Genomic DNA, 14,987 nt, shown 5'->3' with positions numbered 1-14,987 from the left:
CGGTCGGGCGGCTTAGCCGACGTCCTTGAGGATCTTTTCGACCGCGGCCAGCCGCGTATCCACATCCGCGAGGGTCGACTGGATCGAAGACAGCGCCGCCGCTGTCACGGGTTGGGCCGCCACCGCCGTCTCAGCGAGCCGGCGGTAGCCGTCCTCGCCGGCGGCGCGGGCCCGGGCCTGCATCGCCGCGGAGGCGTATCGCACGCCGAAAATCAGCAGGATGGTCCCGAGCCCAAGGCACAGGATGGTGAAATACACGGACTCGGACATGGAAAATCCTCTCTACTTATCTGAACTTGCGGTCACGGAATCCGCGACCTCGGCGATCGCCGCCGCGGTGAGTTGAAGATTGAAGTCGGCCACTTCGAAGTAGTTGAGCGCCTTGCCGTCGTCGGACAGCTCGAGCCGGCTGGTGACCAGACCGGCGTCCTCAAGCTTCTGCAGGTGCAGATGCAGCAGGGGACGGCTGATGCCGATATCGCGCGCCAGCTGACTCACGTAGTTCCGCCCTCCCGACGACAAGGCCGCAATGATCCTCAGCCTGTGCGGACTGGCCAGAGCCGCCAGGGTCGCCAGCAGACGATCTCCAGCCGACCTGGCCTGATCAATCTCTTTCATATGTCAGAAATAACTGACAGGTAGCGATGCGTCAACCCTTGCAGGCGACGGTTGACCGGGAGCCGGGCCTTTGCGTTATTTCGTCTTCACGGGCGATCCGATCGACCAGGTGTGGCCGAACGGGTCGCGCAGCTGGCCGTAGCGGTCGCCCCAGAACTGGTCGGCGATCGGGAAGAGAGGCACCCCGCCGGCCAGCAGGGCGCGGTTCCACCATTCGTCGGCGTCATCGACCTGCAGGTGGAGGGTCACCCCCTTGGGGACGATGTCCTGCTCGCCGTTGAACTCGGGGAATTCGTCGTTCAGCATGACGCTGGCGCCGTTGATCGTCAGGTGGGCGTGCATCAGCCGCTCGCCGTCCTCGGCCATGTGGCGCCGGATCTCCTCGGCCCCGAAGGCGCGGGTGTAGAATTCGATCGCCGCCTGACCGCCGCGCGACGGGATGGTCAGGTGCGGGGTGACGCCCGTGGTCGGCCCCTGTGCGTTGTGATCTGCGGCCATGGCGCGGTCTCCTGCGGTTGCTCCGATACTAACGCGTGAAAATCCCGCCGGTAACGCCTATCTCTGAACGTCCATGAGCGACCTGTTCGAAGCCTCCGGCATCCATCCCCCCGACGCCCCGCTGGCCGACCGCCTGCGACCGCGCACCCTCGACGAGGTGGTGGGCCAGGATCACCTGCTGGGCGAGGGCGGGCCGATCCGGCGCATGGTCGATGCGGGGCGGCTGGGCTCGATGATCCTGTGGGGTCCGCCGGGTACGGGCAAGACCACCATCGCCCGCCTGCTGGCCCAGGCCGCCGGCTATCAGTTCCAGCAGATCAGCGCCGTCTTCTCGGGCGTCGCCGACCTGAAGAAGGCTTTCGAGGCCGCCCGCATGCGCCGCGCCGCCGGCCAGTCGACCCTGCTGTTCGTCGACGAGATCCACCGTTTCAACCGCGCCCAGCAGGATGGCTTCCTGCCGTTCGTGGAGGAGGGGGTCATCACCCTCGTCGGGGCCACGACCGAGAACCCGTCGTTCGAGCTGAACGGCGCCCTGCTGTCCCGGTCCCAGGTCTATGTGCTGAAAAGGCTGGATGATGCGGCGCTCGATCAACTGTTGATCCGGGCTGAGGACCAGGAGGGCAAGACCCTGCCGCTGACGCCCGAGGCGCGTCAGGCGCTGGCGGCGCTGGCCGACGGCGACGGCCGCTATCTGCTGACCATGTCCGAGGTGCTGTTCGACCTGACCTCGACCGAACCGCTGGACGTCCAGGCCCTTGCCGGCATTCTGCAGAAGCGCGCACCTGCTTATGACAAGAGCAGAGAAGAACACTACAACCTCATATCCGCGCTACATAAATCGGTTCGCGGCTCCGACCCTGACGCCGCCCTCTACTGGCTGGCGCGGATGCTGAACGGCGGCGAGGATCCGCTGTATCTGGCCCGCCGCATCGTGCGGATGGCGGTCGAGGACATCGGCGAGGCCGACCCCCTGTCCCTGCTGGTCGCCAATGCGGCGAAGGACACCTACGACTTCCTCGGCAGCCCGGAGGGCGAACTGGCCCTGGCCCAGGCCGTGGTCCACCTGGCCACCGCGCCCAAGTCCGTGGGGGTCTACGAGGCCTTCAAGGCGGCGAGGAAGGCGGCGGCCGAGACCGGCTCGCTCATGCCGCCCGCCCACATCCGCAACGCCCCGACGAAGCTGATGAAACAGCTCGGCTACGGCAAGGGCTACCAATATGACCCCTCGACGCCCGAGGGCTTCTCGGGCGCGAACTTCTTCCCCGACGGGATGGAGCGACGCGTCTTCTATGCGCCGAAGGGGGAGGGGCATGAGGCCAAGGTCAGGGAACGGCTCGAACGCTGGGCGGCGATGCGGAGCCAGGCGCAGGAGGATCAGGCGTGAACCTCAACCAGGTCACTGTTGAGGTCTCCGACATCCCGCGCGCCCGGTCCTTCTATCAGCGGCTCGGGCTGGAGCTGATCGTCTCCAGCGACCACTACGCCCGCTTCCTCTGCCCGGGCGGCGCGACCTTCTCGATCCACCACGCCGAGTCTGTCTCGCCGGGTGGGACGGTCATCTATTTCGAATGCGACGACCTCGATGCCCGGGTCGCCGCCCTGAAGGCCGCGGGCGTCGCCTTTGAAAGCGGCCCTGCTGATCAGCGCTGGCTGTGGCGGGAGGCGCGTCTGCGCGATCCCGACGGCAATCGCCTTTGCCTGTATTTCGCCGGTGGGAACCGGGTGGATCCGCCGTGGCGGGTGAGCGATTCCCCAGCGTTGCCGTAACGCCGGTTTTGGGTCTAGCCTCCCCCATCGATCAACCTTGGGAGGGGACGATGACCGATACGATGAAGGCCGCGGTTCCGTGGCACCTTTGGGCCGTGGGGGTGATTTCACTGCTGTGGAACGGCTTCGGCGCATATGATTTCGTGATGAGCATCACGCAGGGCGAGGCCTACTGGCGCGCCTCCGGCATGACCGACGCCATGATCGCCTATTACAACGCCATGCCGGCCTGGATGTACGGACCCTGGGTCGTGGGCGTCTGGGGCGCGGTGGCGGGCTCGATCCTGCTGCTGCTGCGCAACCGCTATGCCGTCCACCTCTTCGCGCTGTCGCTGCTCGGTGCGCTGATCAGCCTTCTGTACGGCGCGGTCATCGACAAGGCCCCGCCGCCGCCGGCGGAAATGGCGATCATGGCCTGGATGCCTTACGTCATCGCCCTCATCGCCGCCTTCCTGGCCTGGTATGCCTGGACGATGCAGAAGAAGGGGGTGCTGTCTTGAGCGGCATGGGCATGGGCGAACGCGTTCGCACGCCCTGGCACATCTGGGTCGTCGGCGTCGTGGCGGTGCTGTGGAACGGCTTCGGCTGTTTCGACTACACCATGACCCAGACGCAAGGGCACGCCTGGCTGACCAGCATGGGCATGACCGAGCCGCAGATCACCTGGTTCGACGCCATGCCGGCGTGGACCCACGCGGTCTGGGCCATCGGAGTCTGGGGCGGCCTGCTGGGCGGGCTCCTGCTGCTGCTGCGCCGCAAATGGGCGACGCCCGTTTTCGTCGTCTCCTTCCTCGGCTGGGCCGCGGGCGCGGTCTATGCGTTCGTCCTCTCGAACGGGATGGAGGCCATGGGCCCCATGTGGCCGATGCAGATCGTGATCGGCGGCGCCTGCCTCTTCTTCATCTGGTACGCCTGGACCATGGCCAGGAAGCGCGTCCTGCGCTGAGGGGCTGACGGACGGTCGGTCTTTCGCCTATGCAGGCGCGGTGACCGACCGTACCCCCGTTTCCCTGTCCGAAGCCGACATCGCCGCCGTCCGCTCGTGGGTCATCCACGAGGACGAGGCCGTGATCGCCTTCAACAAGCCCGCCGGCCTGTCCAGCCAGGGCGGCCGCATCCAGGCGCATACCCTGGATGACCTGCTGTGGGCCTTCGCCCGTTCGAACGGCAAGCGGCCCGATCTGGTGCACCGGCTGGACCGCGACACCTCGGGCGTCATCCTCGCGGCGAAGACCAAGCCGGCGGCCGGCTTCCTCGGCAAGGCGATTCAGGCCCGGCGGTTCAGGAAGACCTATCTGGCCCTCGTCTCCGCCGCGCCCGACCCGGCGTCCGGCGTGATCGACAAACCGCTGCTGCGTCAGGAGATCGGCCGCGAAAGCTATATGCGAGCCGTCGCTCCCGACACGCCGGGCGCCCAGCCGGCCCTCAGCCGCTATCGCACCCTGTCGGCTTCGGACGACGGGGCGCTGGTCGAGCTGGATCCGGCGACCGGCCGCATGCACCAGCTGCGCGTCCACATGGCCTCGATCGGGCGTCCGCTGGCCGGAGACGCCCGCTATGGCGGGGCCCTGACCTTCGCCGGCCGCGCCGCGCCCCGGCTGATGCTGCATGCCGCCAAACTGGTCTTTCCCCATCCCGAGGGCGGCTATCGCACCGTGGAAGCGCCGCTGCCCGAGGATTTCGAGGCGCTCAAGGCGGCGGCGGGACTGTAGCGTCTCCTCCCTGTCGCGCAGCGATGGGGAGGTGGCTCGGAGGCGCAGCCGACGAGACGGAGGGGGCGACTCGCCGCGAGGCGGTTGGCGATCCGCCGGCCCCGCCAGCGTCGCCCCCTCCGTCACGGCGCGAAACCGCGCCGCGCCACCTCCCCATTCGCAATGCTCATGGGGAGGAGAGCAGGAACCACCATCGCGCCGTCGCGCTAATCTCCACACGCCTGGAGAGCCGCCATGACCCGTTTCACCCTGCCCCTTATCGCCGCCGCGGGCCTGGCCCTGTCGGCCTGCGCCAGCCTGGCCCCCTATGGCGCGCAGATGTCGCCGGGCGGGCAGGGCTATGCCGAGCAGCGCATCGAATCCAACCGCTTCCGCGTGACCTACAATGGCGTCGGCGCGGCGGGTCCGGTTGCCGACATGGCCCTGCTGCGCGCCGCCGAGCTGACCACCTCGCAGGGCTATGACTGGTTCGAGGTGACCCAGCGCTGGATCGACGGCCGCCCTGACAGCGCCGGCGGCATGCGTCCCAGCGTCGGCGTCGGCTATGGCTCCAGCCGCTACGATGGCCGCTACGGCAATTATTCGAGCTCGGGGGTCGGCGTCGGCGTCGGCCTGAACTTCAGCGGCCCGTCGCCGACCTCCACGACCCTCGAGGTGGTGATGGGGAACGGGAACAAGCCCGACCGCCCGGACGCCTATGACGCGCGCGGGGTTCAGGATGCCCTGCGTCCCCGCCTCTAGGCCGGATCGCGCTCCTTCACAAAGGCCTCCACCGTTCGCCAGAGTTTGGCGTTGTGACCGATCCACAGGTGGCCGCCGTCCGGGTACATCACCAGCCTGGCTCCGGGAATCCGCCGTGCGACGTCCACGGCGGCCTTGTCGGTTTCATAGAGATCGCCGCGCGCGCCGACGACCAGCGTGGGGCAGGTGATCCGCTCCACCGGCCATGGCGGCGGCGCCCCCGCCGTCGCGGAGTCCATCAGGAGTCCCTGCCGGCGGGCGGTCACCGGCAGAATGTTGAACATGGCCGCCCTCGCCCTTTGTCGTTCACGGGGAGACGCGGTCTTCACCACCTCTGGATCGGTGGCCAGGACCATGCGCGTCATGAAATCGGGTGCGGCCCGGATTCCGGCCCAGAACAACAGATCCGACCCCAGCACGGCGTTGATGATTCGCTGCGTTCCGGGGTCCGGCGCGGCGTTGGCGCCCGGCCTGCGATCAGGGGCATGGAGGGCGGGGACCACCAGGGCCAGACCTCGGCACCGCTCCGGATGCCGCAGCGCCAGCTGGGTCGCCGACAGGGCGCCCGCCGAGCCGCCGACGATGACGGCCCGCTCGATCCCCAGTCTGCGCATCAGCCAGTCCAGGGCGTCGGCCTGCATCTCCACCGTTGCGCCCTCGGGCATGGCGCTGCGCAGGTAACCGAACCGCGAGGGTGCGATGATCCGCATCCCCTCGCGCGCCAGCGGGGCGCTGAAGTCCAGGCCCTGGTCGAAGCCCCCTCCACTGCCGTGGATGAAGAGGACGGGCGGGCCGGCGCCGACCTCGGCGTATTCGATCGGCCCCCAGGGACTGTCGACGACCTGACTGCGTCCGCGCGTGTTCGCGCGGGCCTCGGCCATGTCTCGACGAAAGGCCTCGGAGACGGTCGCAAGGGCCGCGATCGCCGCCGTGACTCCGATCACGGGCAGCCAGCGTCGTCGCGATTTCACACGGGGACGGCGCATTCGCGGTCCGTCGAACGGGTTCATGGCTGCCTCCAGTGCGGACGGGACCCTGTCCCACCGCGTCGGAGGCGTCCTTGACGCCGATCAAGTCAGGCGATTCACTGCCCGCCGCGAGTCAGGGCCCGGTATTCGACCAGCCGCTCCTTGTCGCGCCGCACCTGGTCGGCGACGGCGTTGTCGACGTCCAGCGAGGCGTAGCGGACCCAGCCGTCGACCCCCAGCTTGTCCTGGATCGCTCCGACCGGCGTGCGCCAGCGGTAATAGGACAGCCAGCTGACCAGCACTCCCAACACGAGAGCCAGCGCCTGCAGGCCGCGGAAGCCGGCCTCGCCCACCGCCGGCGCGGGCTCCAGCGCCAGCGCGGCCAGGCCGACGACCAGCACCAGCGGCGTCATCAGCCGCTGGGCCCAGCGCATCCAGTAGCGTTCGCGCCGCACGCGCCACAGCTCCATCTGCACATACTTCTCGAGGTACTCCATCCGCGCGCCCAGCCACATGGTCAGCCGGGTCAGATACATGGCGCGCTGGCCCCAGCCCTTGCCGTCCTGCTGGAACTGGGTCTCGGCCTGATCGGCCATGGCGCGGGCCGAGGTGAACAGGTTCTGCAGCTCGCGCGTCCGCTGCACGATCTCGCGCGACAGTTCGTAGGAATCGTTCTCCAGCTGGAACCGGTACTGGATGAACAGCACGGCCTGCAGCCCCCAGTACAGGCCCAGCACGGCCAGCATGGCTCCGGCGGCGAGGCCCAGGCCCATGGCCGGGGATCCGCTCCAGCCCGCGAACAGCCCCGTGCCAAGCAGGGCCAGGGCGGCGAAGGCGGCCAGCGCCCCCGCCTGGCTGAGCCGCTTGATGGTGACGTGGACGATCAGCGCGCGGAAGACGCGGCGGCCATAGCTGTGAATCCGGCTGCGGATGTCGGTGTCGACCGGAAACCGTTCCTCGATCTGACGGCTGAACAGGACGTGGAACCGGTCCGGCTTTCCGTCGGTCTCCCAGAAGGGGAAGATATCCAGCGGCTGGTTGAAATACTCGTCGATGTGCGACGAGACGATCGCCTCGGCCTCGGGGGTGGCGGCGAAATATTCGCTTTCGGAGATGGGGCGCAGGATGCCGTCGCCCGATCGCAGCGGTCCGCGGCCGGAACCCGGCGTCGGCGGCACGGCCCGGTTGGCGCTGTCCTCGGCGCCGGGGGGCGGGGGATTGGGCGTGGCGTGCAGCCGGGCGTCGTGGCCCTGACCGCCGTGGCCGCCGTCGAGGGGCGTCGAGCCGTGGTTGTGATCGTCGTGCGACATACGCTTCGGCGGTCCCTGAAACTTGAACCCGGCAGTATGGCGGAACGCCGCCGCCGGGCGATGGTCTTCCCTCACAGCGCGAAGCGGCGCCGTTGCGCTCAGGTATCACCGTTAACCCTGCGCCCCGGCAAGTGAAGTTTCGGTCAGAACGGATATCGCGCCATGGCCGCCGCGAAACCCAGCAGCGGAATCAGCAGCAGGGCCTCGACGCCCAGGGCCGTCCGCACCCTGCGCCGGTCGGCCTCGTCGGGCTGGAACGCCGCATCGGCCCTGGCCGCCCGCGCCCAGGCGATGAACCTCACCGTCGGGATGATGGACACCAGGCCGATGACCGCGAAGGTCGCGATCTTGGCCCAGAAAAACGGGTTGGACTCATGGAAGGGCCAGCCCTTGGCGCCGAGGAAGACGCGGCAGGCCCCGACGATCAGGATCAGGCCCGCTGTCGCGCCATAGCCGCCGTCCAGCCGCGCCAGACGACCGACGTCGATCGTCGGCCCCCGCAACAGCACCCGTTCCGCCATCAGCATGGCCACCAGTGCGAAGACGAGAATGTGGTGCAGAATGGCCAGTCCAAGATCAAGCAAACGCGCCTCCTTCGTTTTGCCGCCGGGTCAAGTATAAGCGCCACGATATGACACGTCTTCTGATCGTCGCAGCCGGGGGCGCCCTCGGCGCCCTGGCCCGCTACGGCGTCGGCGCCTGGGCCGTCCGCGCCTTTCCGGCCGCTGTCTGGCCCTGGGGCACGCTGGCGGTCAACGTCGTCGGCGGGCTGCTGATGGGGCTGCTGGCGGGCTGGCTGGCCTTCCGGGGCGGCGTTCACGGCGAGAGTATCCGCCTGTTCGCCGCCGTGGGCGTGCTGGGTGGTTTCACGACCTTCTCGGCCTTCTCTCTGGAAACGGCCCTGATGATCGAGCGCCGTCAATTCGCCTTGGCCGGGGGCTATGTCGCCGCCTCGGTGGCGCTTTCGGTGCTCGCCCTGTTTATCGGCCTGATGGTCGCCCGCCGCGCCTTCGGAGCCGCCCTTTGACCCCCCCTGAAGCCAACGAACCCATCCAGGAATCGGAACCCGCCCCCAAACGCGAGGTCCAGACCCTCTACGTCGCCGAGGCTGAGGACGGCATCCGGCTGGATCGCTGGTTCCGCCGGCGCTGGCCGCACCTGTCCAACATCCAGGTGCAGAAGATGGCCCGCTCGGGCCAGATCCGCGTCGACGGCGCCCGCATCAAGCCCGAGGGCCGGCTGACCGCCGGCGCCGCCGTGCGCGTGCCGCCGATCCCGGACGACACCTCGCGCCAGGCGGGCGACGTCCACACCCTCAGTGCGCAGGACATCAAGTTCGCCAGGTCGCTGGTCCTCTATGAGGACGATATGGTCATCGCCATCAACAAGCCCCACGGCCTCGCCGTCCAGGGCGGCACCAAGACCAGCCGCCACGTCGACCGCCTGCTGTCGGCCTGGGGGGAGGGGATGGATCGCCCGCGTCTGGTGCACCGCCTCGACCGCGACACCTCCGGCGTCCTGCTGCTGGGCAAGGGCCCCGAGGCCGCCAAGCGTCTGGCCGGCGCCTTCGCCCGGCGCCAGGCGAAAAAGACCTACTGGGCCATCGTCATCGGCAGTCCCAAGCCCTCGGCCGGCCAGATCGACATGCCGCTGAAGAAGACGGGCATCAACGACTTCGAGATGATGCGTCCCGCCGACCGCAAGGACCCGCGCGCCGAGCCGGCCGAAACCGCCTTCGCCACCATCAGCCGCGCCGCCCACCGCGCGTCGTGGATGGCGCTGCGGCCCTTCACCGGCCGGACCCACCAGCTGCGCGCCCACATGGCCGGCATCGGCCACCCGATCCTCGGCGACCCCAAATACGGCGACGAGAAATCGAAGGAACTGTCCGGCCCGCTGAAGCTGCAGCTCCACGCCCGCCGCATCGAGCTGGAACACCCGTCCGGCGGCATGCTGGTGGTCGAGGCGCCGCTGTCGCCCGAAATGCGCGCCGGCTTCGCCCATTTCGGCTTCGAGGAGGCCGAGGGCAACGAGAGCGATCCGTTCGAAGGGGTGAAGCGGCAGAGATGACGGCCTTGGATCCGTGCATCCCCGCGAAGGCGGGGACCCAGGTTTTGGCCGCGTCTCCGCTGTCGGAAGACGCCGCCGCCAGAACACCCGCCATCCGCGCCGCCGCTCAAGCCTGGGTCCCCGCCTTCGCGGGGATGCGCGGTGTTTAGATGACCCGCCCCCTCGCGGTCTTCGACATCGACGGCACCCTCGTCGACAGCCGCGCCTCCATCCACCGCGCCGCCTGCGAGGCCGCGCGCGACATCGGCCTGCCCGAGCCGGACTACGACCGCGTCCGCCAGATCGTCGGCCTGTCCCTGGAGCACGCCATGGCGGTGCTCGAGCCGGGTCTGAATGCCCAGGAACTGGCCCGCTTCATCGCCGGCTTCCGCGCCAGCTTCCAGCGCATGTACGACGATGGCCACGAGGAGCCGCTCTATCCCGAGGCCATGACCACCCTGCGCCGCCTGCACCGCGACGGCTGGCGCCTGGCCCTCGCCACCGGCCAGAACCGCCGCGGCGTGGCCCGCAACCTGGCGCGGGAGGGTTGGGCCGATATGTTCATCTCCTCCCACTGCGCCGAGGACGGTCCGGGCAAGCCCGACCCCGCCATGCTCCACGCCGCCATGGCCGCCTGCGACAGCGACCCGGCGCGCACTGTCATGATCGGCGACACCGCCCACGACATCGAAATGGCCATCAACGCCGGCGTCCTGCCGCTGGGCGTAAGCTGGGGCTTCCACACCGTCGAGGAACAGCAGGCCGCCGGGGCCCGCCATGTCGCCCGATCCTTCTCCGAACTGACCGTGGTGCTGGACGGTTTCGCCGCCCACACCCGCGCCGCCTGAGACGCCCCATGAGCCATATCCCGCCCCTCGATCCCAACGTCGCCGCCCGCAAGGGCTTCCGCGAGTCCGAAGAGCGGCTGAAACGCTTCTGGACCGCCGTCGACGTGGCGGAAGGGGAGGGCGGCTGGGCCGTGACCCTGGACGGCCGTACGCCGAAGACGCCCGCCCACGCGAAACTGATCCTGCCGACGGGCGCCGCCGCCCGTCTCGTCGCCGACGAATGGGACGCCCAGGGCGAGTTCATCGATCCGGCGACCATGCCCGCCACCCGTCTGGCCTCGACCGCCATCGACCGCGTCAGCCAGGTTCGCGATGCCGTCGCGGACGAGATCGCCGCCTTCGCCGGCTCGGACCTGCTCTGCTACCTGGCCGATCACCCGACCTCGCTGGCGGCCGAACAGGCCCGCGAGTGGACGCCCTGGCGCGACTGGGCCGCGCTGGAGCTGGGCGTGGTGCTGGAACCCGCCGAGGGCATATGCCACCGGCCCCAGGACCCCGCCGCCATCGCCCGCGTCCGCGACCTGGCCCTGCGGCTGGACGACTTCGCCCTGACCGGCCTGGCCATGGCCACGCCCCTGCTGGGCTCCGCCGTCCTCGCCCTCGCGGTCCAGCGCGGCGTCCTGTCGGGCGAGGCCGGCTTCGCGCTCAGCCGCCTCGACGAAGCTTTCCAGGAAGGCCAGTGGGGCGTCGACGCCGAGGCCGCCGAACGCACCGCCGTCCGTCGCGCGGAAGCGGTGCTGCTGGACCGGTGGTTCCGCGCCCTGGGTTAACTTTCCAACTTGGAAAGTTTTAACTTGACGATCTGGAAAGCGTCCATCACTTTCCAGATCAGAAAGTGAGAACCCGCCCATGACCGACGACCCCAGGCCCGCCGAAGCCCTGGCCGCCATCGCCGAGGCGCGCCGCAGCGTCCACGACCGCATCGCCACCCACGGCTGGCGCTATGACCTGTCCTATGCCGCGATCTGCGCGGGCATGGTGGGGGCGCAGGTGCTCGACATTCCCCTGAACGTTTCGGGCATGACGGTCGGCGTGCTGCTCCTCGTCGTCATGTTCCAGGCCGAGGCCCGGCGCACCGGCGTCATGGTCACCGGCGTCTCGCCCCGACAGGCCCGCTGGGTCGCCATCGCCATGGGCCTGCTCCTGGCCGGCGCGATGTTCGGCATGGTCCTCGCGCGACGGGTCGCCGATCCGGCCGTGCTGCCCCTCATCGTCGCCGGCGTCATGGCGGCCAGCTTCCTTGTCGCCCTGATCGGCTCGCGCGTCTGGCGGCGGGTCTACCGCGCGGAAATGCGGGCGGGCCAATGAGCCGCGTCCCCCGGTTCGATCCGGTCATCCACGCCCCGGGCCGGCTGCAGATCTGCGCCATCCTGTCGGCGGCGGAAGAGGCCGAGTTCGCCATGGTCCGCGACGCCATCGCCGTTTCCGACTCCGTCCTGTCCAAACACCTCAAACAGCTGGAGGAGGCGGGGTACATCAAGCTGCGCAAACAGGCCCACGCGGGTCGCCAGCGGACCTGGCTGTCCCTGACCCCCGCCGGCCGGTCCGCCTTCGCCGCCCATGTCGCGGAGTTGACCCGTCTGGCCGGCCTGACCGCGCCGCCGATGCTGGGCGAGGGCTTCTCGGGCTAGCGTCGCTTGCCACCGCCAGCGCGTCTCCTTAAGCCAGCGCTCAAGGAGACGCCGCATGAAGACCACCCTCGAACAGCTGGAACAGCGCCGCGCCGGCGCCCGCCTCGGCGGCGGCGAGACCCGCATCGCCAGCCAGCACGCCAAGGGCAAGCTGACCGCCCGCGAACGCATCGACGTCCTGCTGGACGAAGACAGCTTCGAGGAGACCGACATGTTCGTCGAGCACCGCTCGCACGACTTCGGCATGGAGACCCAGCGCATCCCCGGCGACGGCGTGGTCACCGGCCGAGGGACCATCGGCGGGCGACTGGTCTATGTCTTCTCCAAGGATTTCACCGTCTTCGGCGGCTCCCTGTCGGGGGCCCACGCGGCCAAGATCGTCAAGATCCAGACCATGGCCCTGACCAATGGCGCGCCGATCATCGGCCTGTTCGACGCCGGCGGCGCCCGCATCCAGGAGGGGGTCGAGTCACTCGCCGGCTATGCCGACATCTTCCTCCAGAACACCCTGGCCTCGGGCGTCATCCCCCAGATCAGCGTCATCATGGGTCCCTGCGCCGGCGGCGACGTCTATTCGCCCGCGATCACCGACTTCATCTTCATGGTGAAGGACACGAGCTATATGTACGTGACCGGCCCCGACGTGGTGAAGACGGTCACCAATGAGGTGGTCACCCACGAGGACCTGGGCGGCGCCCGCGTCCATTCGCAGAAGTCCGGCGTCGCCGACGGCGCCTTCGAGAACGATCTCGAGGCCCTCAGCGAGGTCCGCCGCCTGATCGGCTTCCTGCCCCTGTCGAACCGCGAAAAGCCCCCGGTCCGCGACAGCTACGACGACCCCGACCGCGACGAGGCCAGCCTCGACACCCTGGTCCCGGCCAATCCGAACCAGCCCTATGACATCAAGGAGCTGATCCTGAAGACGGTCGACGAGGCCGAATTCTTCGAGATCGCCCCCGACTTCGCCCGCAACATCGTCACCGGCTTCGGCCGCCTCGACGGCCAGACCGTCGGCGTCGTCGCCAACCAGCCCCAGGTCCTGGCCGGCGTCCTCGACATCGACTCCAGCCGCAAGGCCGCCCGTTTCGTGCGTTTCTGCGACGCCTTCGACATCCCGCTTCTCACTTTCGTAGATGTGCCCGGCTTCATGCCCGGCACGCGTCAGGAATACGGCGGCCTGATCAAGCACGGCGCCAAGCTGCTGTTCGCCTATGCCGAGGCCACCGTGCCCAAGCTGACCGTGATCACCCGCAAGGCCTATGGCGGCGCCTATGACGTGATGAGCTCCAAACACCTGCGCGGCGACGTCAACTACGCCTGGCCCTCGGCCGAGATCGCCGTCATGGGGGCCAAGGGCGCGGTCGAGATCATCTTCCGCAAGGAGGCCGGCGACCCGGAAGCGCTGGCGGCGCGCGAGGCCGAGTACAAGGAACGGTTCGCCAACCCGTTCGTGGCGGCGGGGCTCGGCTATATCGACGACGTGATCATGCCGCACGGGACGCGGCGGCGGCTGATCAAGGCGCTACGGACGCTGAAGAACAAGTCGCAGAGCAATCCGTGGAAGAAGCACGATAATATTCCGTTGTAGAGGGTGGGTTACCTGTCACAGCAACGTTCGGGAAACGGCGGGTACCGATAGACTCAGTGTCGGCCGGGAAAGGTAGAAGCGCCAAATGGCAGGGTCGAGAAGGAATAGTGGTCAGTGGATTGGCCGAGCCAACAGCCAAACTGCAGCGGAGGGCTGGGCCGTAGTTGAACTCGACGGTATTGCAGGAGGTGCGATTGGCAAAGCGTATCATTTTCCCGACGATCCGACCGCACCGGCAGTCTTTGCAGAGTTAGCGTTTCCTGACGGTATCAATGGCCATCACGTCCGGATGCAGACGCCTCTGTATACGTTCCATCCCATGCGAGGCGAGGTGTTCTCCAGGGACCGCCTGCCCGAGATTTTTCCTGACGGTTGGGCGGCCGATACTGCCGACTTGGATTTCGAATTCGTCGGCGATGAACTCCGGTTTCAGTTCAAAACTACACAGACAGAAGGTAACGGTCGGCTCTGGCGGGTAGCTGACGAAGAACCCGCTACCCCGTCCGATAGGAAGATGAGTTGGCAGGAGTTTGTGGCGTTCGCCTCAAGCCACAACAACGGCAACATTTTCAGAGGTCAGTCGGCTCCACACCGATTGAGGACTTCATTCCATAGATCGTCCCGCAAGGACCTAGTTCGTTACCGAATGGTAGACATTCCAGAGGTGTATCGATCTCTGGCCTGCCAACTTCAGCACTATTTTGATCCGAATAATCCCGACCAGACCGGGGCTTTCTACAGCCTTATCCAGCACCATGGTTATCCTACCCCTTTGCTGGACTGGACCTTCTCGCCTTTTGTTGCTGCTTTTTTCGCCTTTGAGAGGGCTGACCCCTCTAGTCCTGATGTAAGAATTTTTGCCTTCGATCGCGCCGCTTGGGAAGCTGACCTTCCGCAAATTAAACTCGTGACGTTCACGGGGCCTCATTTCTCTATGATTGATGTCCCGTCTATAGAAAACAACCGCATGGTTCCGCAGCAAGCAACTGCTGCTTTAACAAACATCGATGACGTTGAGTTTTATATTCAATATCATGAAACTGTTCTATCTAAAAAATACCTACATAGGATAGACATTCCTGCCACAGAACGAGATGTTGCGCTCGCCCAACTCAGGCTAATGGGTATCACGGCGGGCTCTCTCTTTCCCGGGCTTGACGGTACTTGCCGCGCTATGGCGGCGAAGAACTTCTGAACTGGCGTCAACCAGGAAAAGGCACCGCCTGACTAACCTCCTCTTCCACTGCGCCCGCAACC

The 14,987-nt window shown here is 67.7% G+C and carries 20 protein-coding genes; 14 read left to right on the top strand and 6 right to left on the bottom strand.

What is annotated here, in order from left to right:
* Positions 1–12: 12 nt before the first annotated feature.
* From PSV23_RS06715 to PSV23_RS06705, 3 genes are all read right to left on the bottom strand, one after another.
* Positions 13–270, bottom strand: a complete 258-nt coding sequence (locus tag PSV23_RS06715) for a hypothetical protein (RefSeq protein WP_300467161.1) — start codon at positions 268–270, stop codon at positions 13–15.
* Positions 271–282: 12 nt separating this feature from the next.
* Entirely contained in the window at positions 283–618 is a 336-nt protein-coding gene (locus tag PSV23_RS06710) for a winged helix-turn-helix domain-containing protein (RefSeq protein ID WP_300467159.1), read from the bottom strand.
* Between the two features lie 75 nt (positions 619–693).
* Positions 694–1,116 carry a VOC family protein gene (locus PSV23_RS06705; protein ID WP_300467157.1) on the bottom strand — a complete coding sequence of 141 codons (423 nt, stop codon included), beginning with the start codon at positions 1,114–1,116 and terminating at the stop codon, positions 694–696.
* Between the two features lie 73 nt (positions 1,117–1,189).
* Here PSV23_RS06705 and PSV23_RS06700 point away from each other — a divergent pair, with 73 nt between their 5' ends.
* The 6 genes from PSV23_RS06700 to PSV23_RS06675 all read left to right on the top strand — a co-directional run bounded on the left by PSV23_RS06700 (position 1,190) and on the right by PSV23_RS06675 (position 5,336).
* Positions 1,190–2,500, top strand: a complete 1,311-nt coding sequence (locus PSV23_RS06700; RefSeq protein ID WP_300467155.1) for a replication-associated recombination protein A — start codon at positions 1,190–1,192, stop codon at positions 2,498–2,500.
* Positions 2,497–2,883: a VOC family protein gene (locus tag PSV23_RS06695; RefSeq protein ID WP_300467153.1), complete on the top strand. Its 387-nt coding sequence runs from the start codon at positions 2,497–2,499 to the stop codon at positions 2,881–2,883. The genes PSV23_RS06700 and PSV23_RS06695 overlap by 4 nt, the downstream gene beginning before the upstream one ends.
* A 50-nt stretch (positions 2,884–2,933) precedes the next feature.
* Complete coding sequence (locus PSV23_RS06690; RefSeq protein ID WP_300467150.1) at positions 2,934–3,383, top strand: hypothetical protein; 450 nt, start codon at positions 2,934–2,936, stop codon at positions 3,381–3,383.
* Between the two features lie 11 nt (positions 3,384–3,394).
* Positions 3,395–3,829: a hypothetical protein gene (locus tag PSV23_RS06685; RefSeq protein ID WP_300467148.1), complete on the top strand. Its 435-nt coding sequence runs from the start codon at positions 3,395–3,397 to the stop codon at positions 3,827–3,829.
* Between the two features lie 40 nt (positions 3,830–3,869).
* Positions 3,870–4,595, top strand: coding sequence for an RluA family pseudouridine synthase (locus PSV23_RS06680; RefSeq protein WP_300467146.1), 726 nt, complete (start codon positions 3,870–3,872; stop codon positions 4,593–4,595).
* Positions 4,596–4,829: 234 nt separating this feature from the next.
* Entirely contained in the window at positions 4,830–5,336 is a 507-nt protein-coding gene (locus tag PSV23_RS06675; RefSeq protein ID WP_300467144.1) for a hypothetical protein, read from the top strand.
* On the opposite strand, the gene PSV23_RS06670 is transcribed toward PSV23_RS06675, so the two are convergent.
* The 3 genes from PSV23_RS06670 to PSV23_RS06660 all read right to left on the bottom strand — a co-directional run bounded on the left by PSV23_RS06670 (position 5,333) and on the right by PSV23_RS06660 (position 8,198).
* A complete protein-coding gene (locus PSV23_RS06670; RefSeq protein ID WP_300467142.1) occupies positions 5,333–6,322 on the bottom strand; it encodes an alpha/beta hydrolase in 990 nt (329 codons plus the stop codon). The two genes, PSV23_RS06675 and PSV23_RS06670, sit on opposite strands and share 4 nt — an antisense overlap.
* Positions 6,323–6,420: 98 nt before the next feature.
* Positions 6,421–7,614: a hypothetical protein gene (locus tag PSV23_RS06665; protein WP_300467140.1), complete on the bottom strand. Its 1,194-nt coding sequence runs from the start codon at positions 7,612–7,614 to the stop codon at positions 6,421–6,423.
* Between the two features lie 143 nt (positions 7,615–7,757).
* On the bottom strand, positions 7,758–8,198 hold the full coding sequence (locus PSV23_RS06660) for a DUF2214 family protein (protein ID WP_300467138.1): 441 nt from the start codon (positions 8,196–8,198) through the stop codon (positions 7,758–7,760).
* 47 nt (positions 8,199–8,245) lie between these two features.
* Here PSV23_RS06660 and crcB point away from each other — a divergent pair, with 47 nt between their 5' ends.
* The 8 genes from crcB to PSV23_RS06620 all read left to right on the top strand — a co-directional run bounded on the left by crcB (position 8,246) and on the right by PSV23_RS06620 (position 14,925).
* Positions 8,246–8,641 (top strand): fluoride efflux transporter CrcB, encoded by a 396-nt coding sequence (gene crcB / locus PSV23_RS06655; RefSeq protein ID WP_300467136.1) that lies wholly within the window; start codon positions 8,246–8,248, stop codon positions 8,639–8,641.
* A complete protein-coding gene (locus PSV23_RS06650; RefSeq protein ID WP_300467134.1) occupies positions 8,638–9,684 on the top strand; it encodes an RluA family pseudouridine synthase in 1,047 nt (348 codons plus the stop codon). Before crcB ends, PSV23_RS06650 begins: the two co-directional genes overlap by 4 nt.
* Before the next feature lie 149 nt (positions 9,685–9,833).
* On the top strand, positions 9,834–10,511 hold the full coding sequence (locus PSV23_RS06645; protein ID WP_300467132.1) for an HAD-IA family hydrolase: 678 nt from the start codon (positions 9,834–9,836) through the stop codon (positions 10,509–10,511).
* 8 nt (positions 10,512–10,519) lie between these two features.
* The gene (locus PSV23_RS06640; RefSeq protein ID WP_300467130.1) at positions 10,520–11,281 is read left to right on the top strand and encodes an ATP12 family chaperone protein; all 762 of its coding nucleotides are present in this window, start codon (positions 10,520–10,522) and stop codon (positions 11,279–11,281) included.
* Between the two features lie 79 nt (positions 11,282–11,360).
* A complete protein-coding gene (locus PSV23_RS06635; RefSeq protein ID WP_300467128.1) occupies positions 11,361–11,819 on the top strand; it encodes a hypothetical protein in 459 nt (152 codons plus the stop codon).
* On the top strand, positions 11,816–12,142 hold the full coding sequence (locus tag PSV23_RS06630) for a transcriptional regulator (RefSeq protein WP_300467126.1): 327 nt from the start codon (positions 11,816–11,818) through the stop codon (positions 12,140–12,142). Before PSV23_RS06635 ends, PSV23_RS06630 begins: the two co-directional genes overlap by 4 nt.
* 55 nt (positions 12,143–12,197) lie before the next feature.
* Positions 12,198–13,730, top strand: a complete 1,533-nt coding sequence (locus PSV23_RS06625) for an acyl-CoA carboxylase subunit beta (RefSeq protein ID WP_300467124.1) — start codon at positions 12,198–12,200, stop codon at positions 13,728–13,730.
* 85 nt (positions 13,731–13,815) lie between these two features.
* Positions 13,816–14,925: an FRG domain-containing protein gene (locus tag PSV23_RS06620; RefSeq protein ID WP_300467122.1), complete on the top strand. Its 1,110-nt coding sequence runs from the start codon at positions 13,816–13,818 to the stop codon at positions 14,923–14,925.
* The last annotated feature ends 62 nt before the right edge of the window (positions 14,926–14,987 follow it).

Source organism: Brevundimonas sp. (genome assembly GCF_029946145.1).
In the GTDB taxonomy this organism is placed as follows: Bacteria; Pseudomonadota; Alphaproteobacteria; order Caulobacterales; family Caulobacteraceae; genus Brevundimonas.
This window is presented reverse-complemented; position numbering and strand designations above follow the sequence as displayed.

Excerpts from the sequence above, each read along its gene's own strand:
- PSV23_RS06715 (WP_300467161.1), bottom strand. The coding sequence starts at position 270 with ATGTCCGAGTCCGTGTATTTCACCATCCTGTGCCTTGGGCTCGGGACC.
- PSV23_RS06710 (WP_300467159.1), bottom strand. The coding sequence starts at position 618 with ATGAAAGAGATTGATCAGGCCAGGTCGGCTGGAGATCGTCTGCTGGCG.
- PSV23_RS06705 (WP_300467157.1), bottom strand. The coding sequence starts at position 1,116 with ATGGCCGCAGATCACAACGCACAGGGGCCGACCACGGGCGTCACCCCG.
- PSV23_RS06700 (WP_300467155.1), top strand. The coding sequence starts at position 1,190 with ATGAGCGACCTGTTCGAAGCCTCCGGCATCCATCCCCCCGACGCCCCG.
- PSV23_RS06690 (WP_300467150.1), top strand. The coding sequence starts at position 2,934 with ATGACCGATACGATGAAGGCCGCGGTTCCGTGGCACCTTTGGGCCGTG.
- PSV23_RS06685 (WP_300467148.1), top strand. The coding sequence starts at position 3,395 with ATGGGCGAACGCGTTCGCACGCCCTGGCACATCTGGGTCGTCGGCGTC.
- PSV23_RS06675 (WP_300467144.1), top strand. The coding sequence starts at position 4,830 with ATGACCCGTTTCACCCTGCCCCTTATCGCCGCCGCGGGCCTGGCCCTG.
- PSV23_RS06670 (WP_300467142.1), bottom strand. The coding sequence starts at position 6,322 with ATGCGCCGTCCCCGTGTGAAATCGCGACGACGCTGGCTGCCCGTGATC.
- PSV23_RS06665 (WP_300467140.1), bottom strand. The coding sequence starts at position 7,614 with ATGTCGCACGACGATCACAACCACGGCTCGACGCCCCTCGACGGCGGC.
- crcB (WP_300467136.1), top strand. The coding sequence starts at position 8,246 with ATGACACGTCTTCTGATCGTCGCAGCCGGGGGCGCCCTCGGCGCCCTG.
- PSV23_RS06645 (WP_300467132.1), top strand. The coding sequence starts at position 9,834 with ATGACCCGCCCCCTCGCGGTCTTCGACATCGACGGCACCCTCGTCGAC.
- PSV23_RS06640 (WP_300467130.1), top strand. The coding sequence starts at position 10,520 with ATGAGCCATATCCCGCCCCTCGATCCCAACGTCGCCGCCCGCAAGGGC.
- PSV23_RS06635 (WP_300467128.1), top strand. The coding sequence starts at position 11,361 with ATGACCGACGACCCCAGGCCCGCCGAAGCCCTGGCCGCCATCGCCGAG.
- PSV23_RS06630 (WP_300467126.1), top strand. The coding sequence starts at position 11,816 with ATGAGCCGCGTCCCCCGGTTCGATCCGGTCATCCACGCCCCGGGCCGG.
- PSV23_RS06625 (WP_300467124.1), top strand. The coding sequence starts at position 12,198 with ATGAAGACCACCCTCGAACAGCTGGAACAGCGCCGCGCCGGCGCCCGC.
- PSV23_RS06620 (WP_300467122.1), top strand. The coding sequence starts at position 13,816 with ATGGCAGGGTCGAGAAGGAATAGTGGTCAGTGGATTGGCCGAGCCAAC.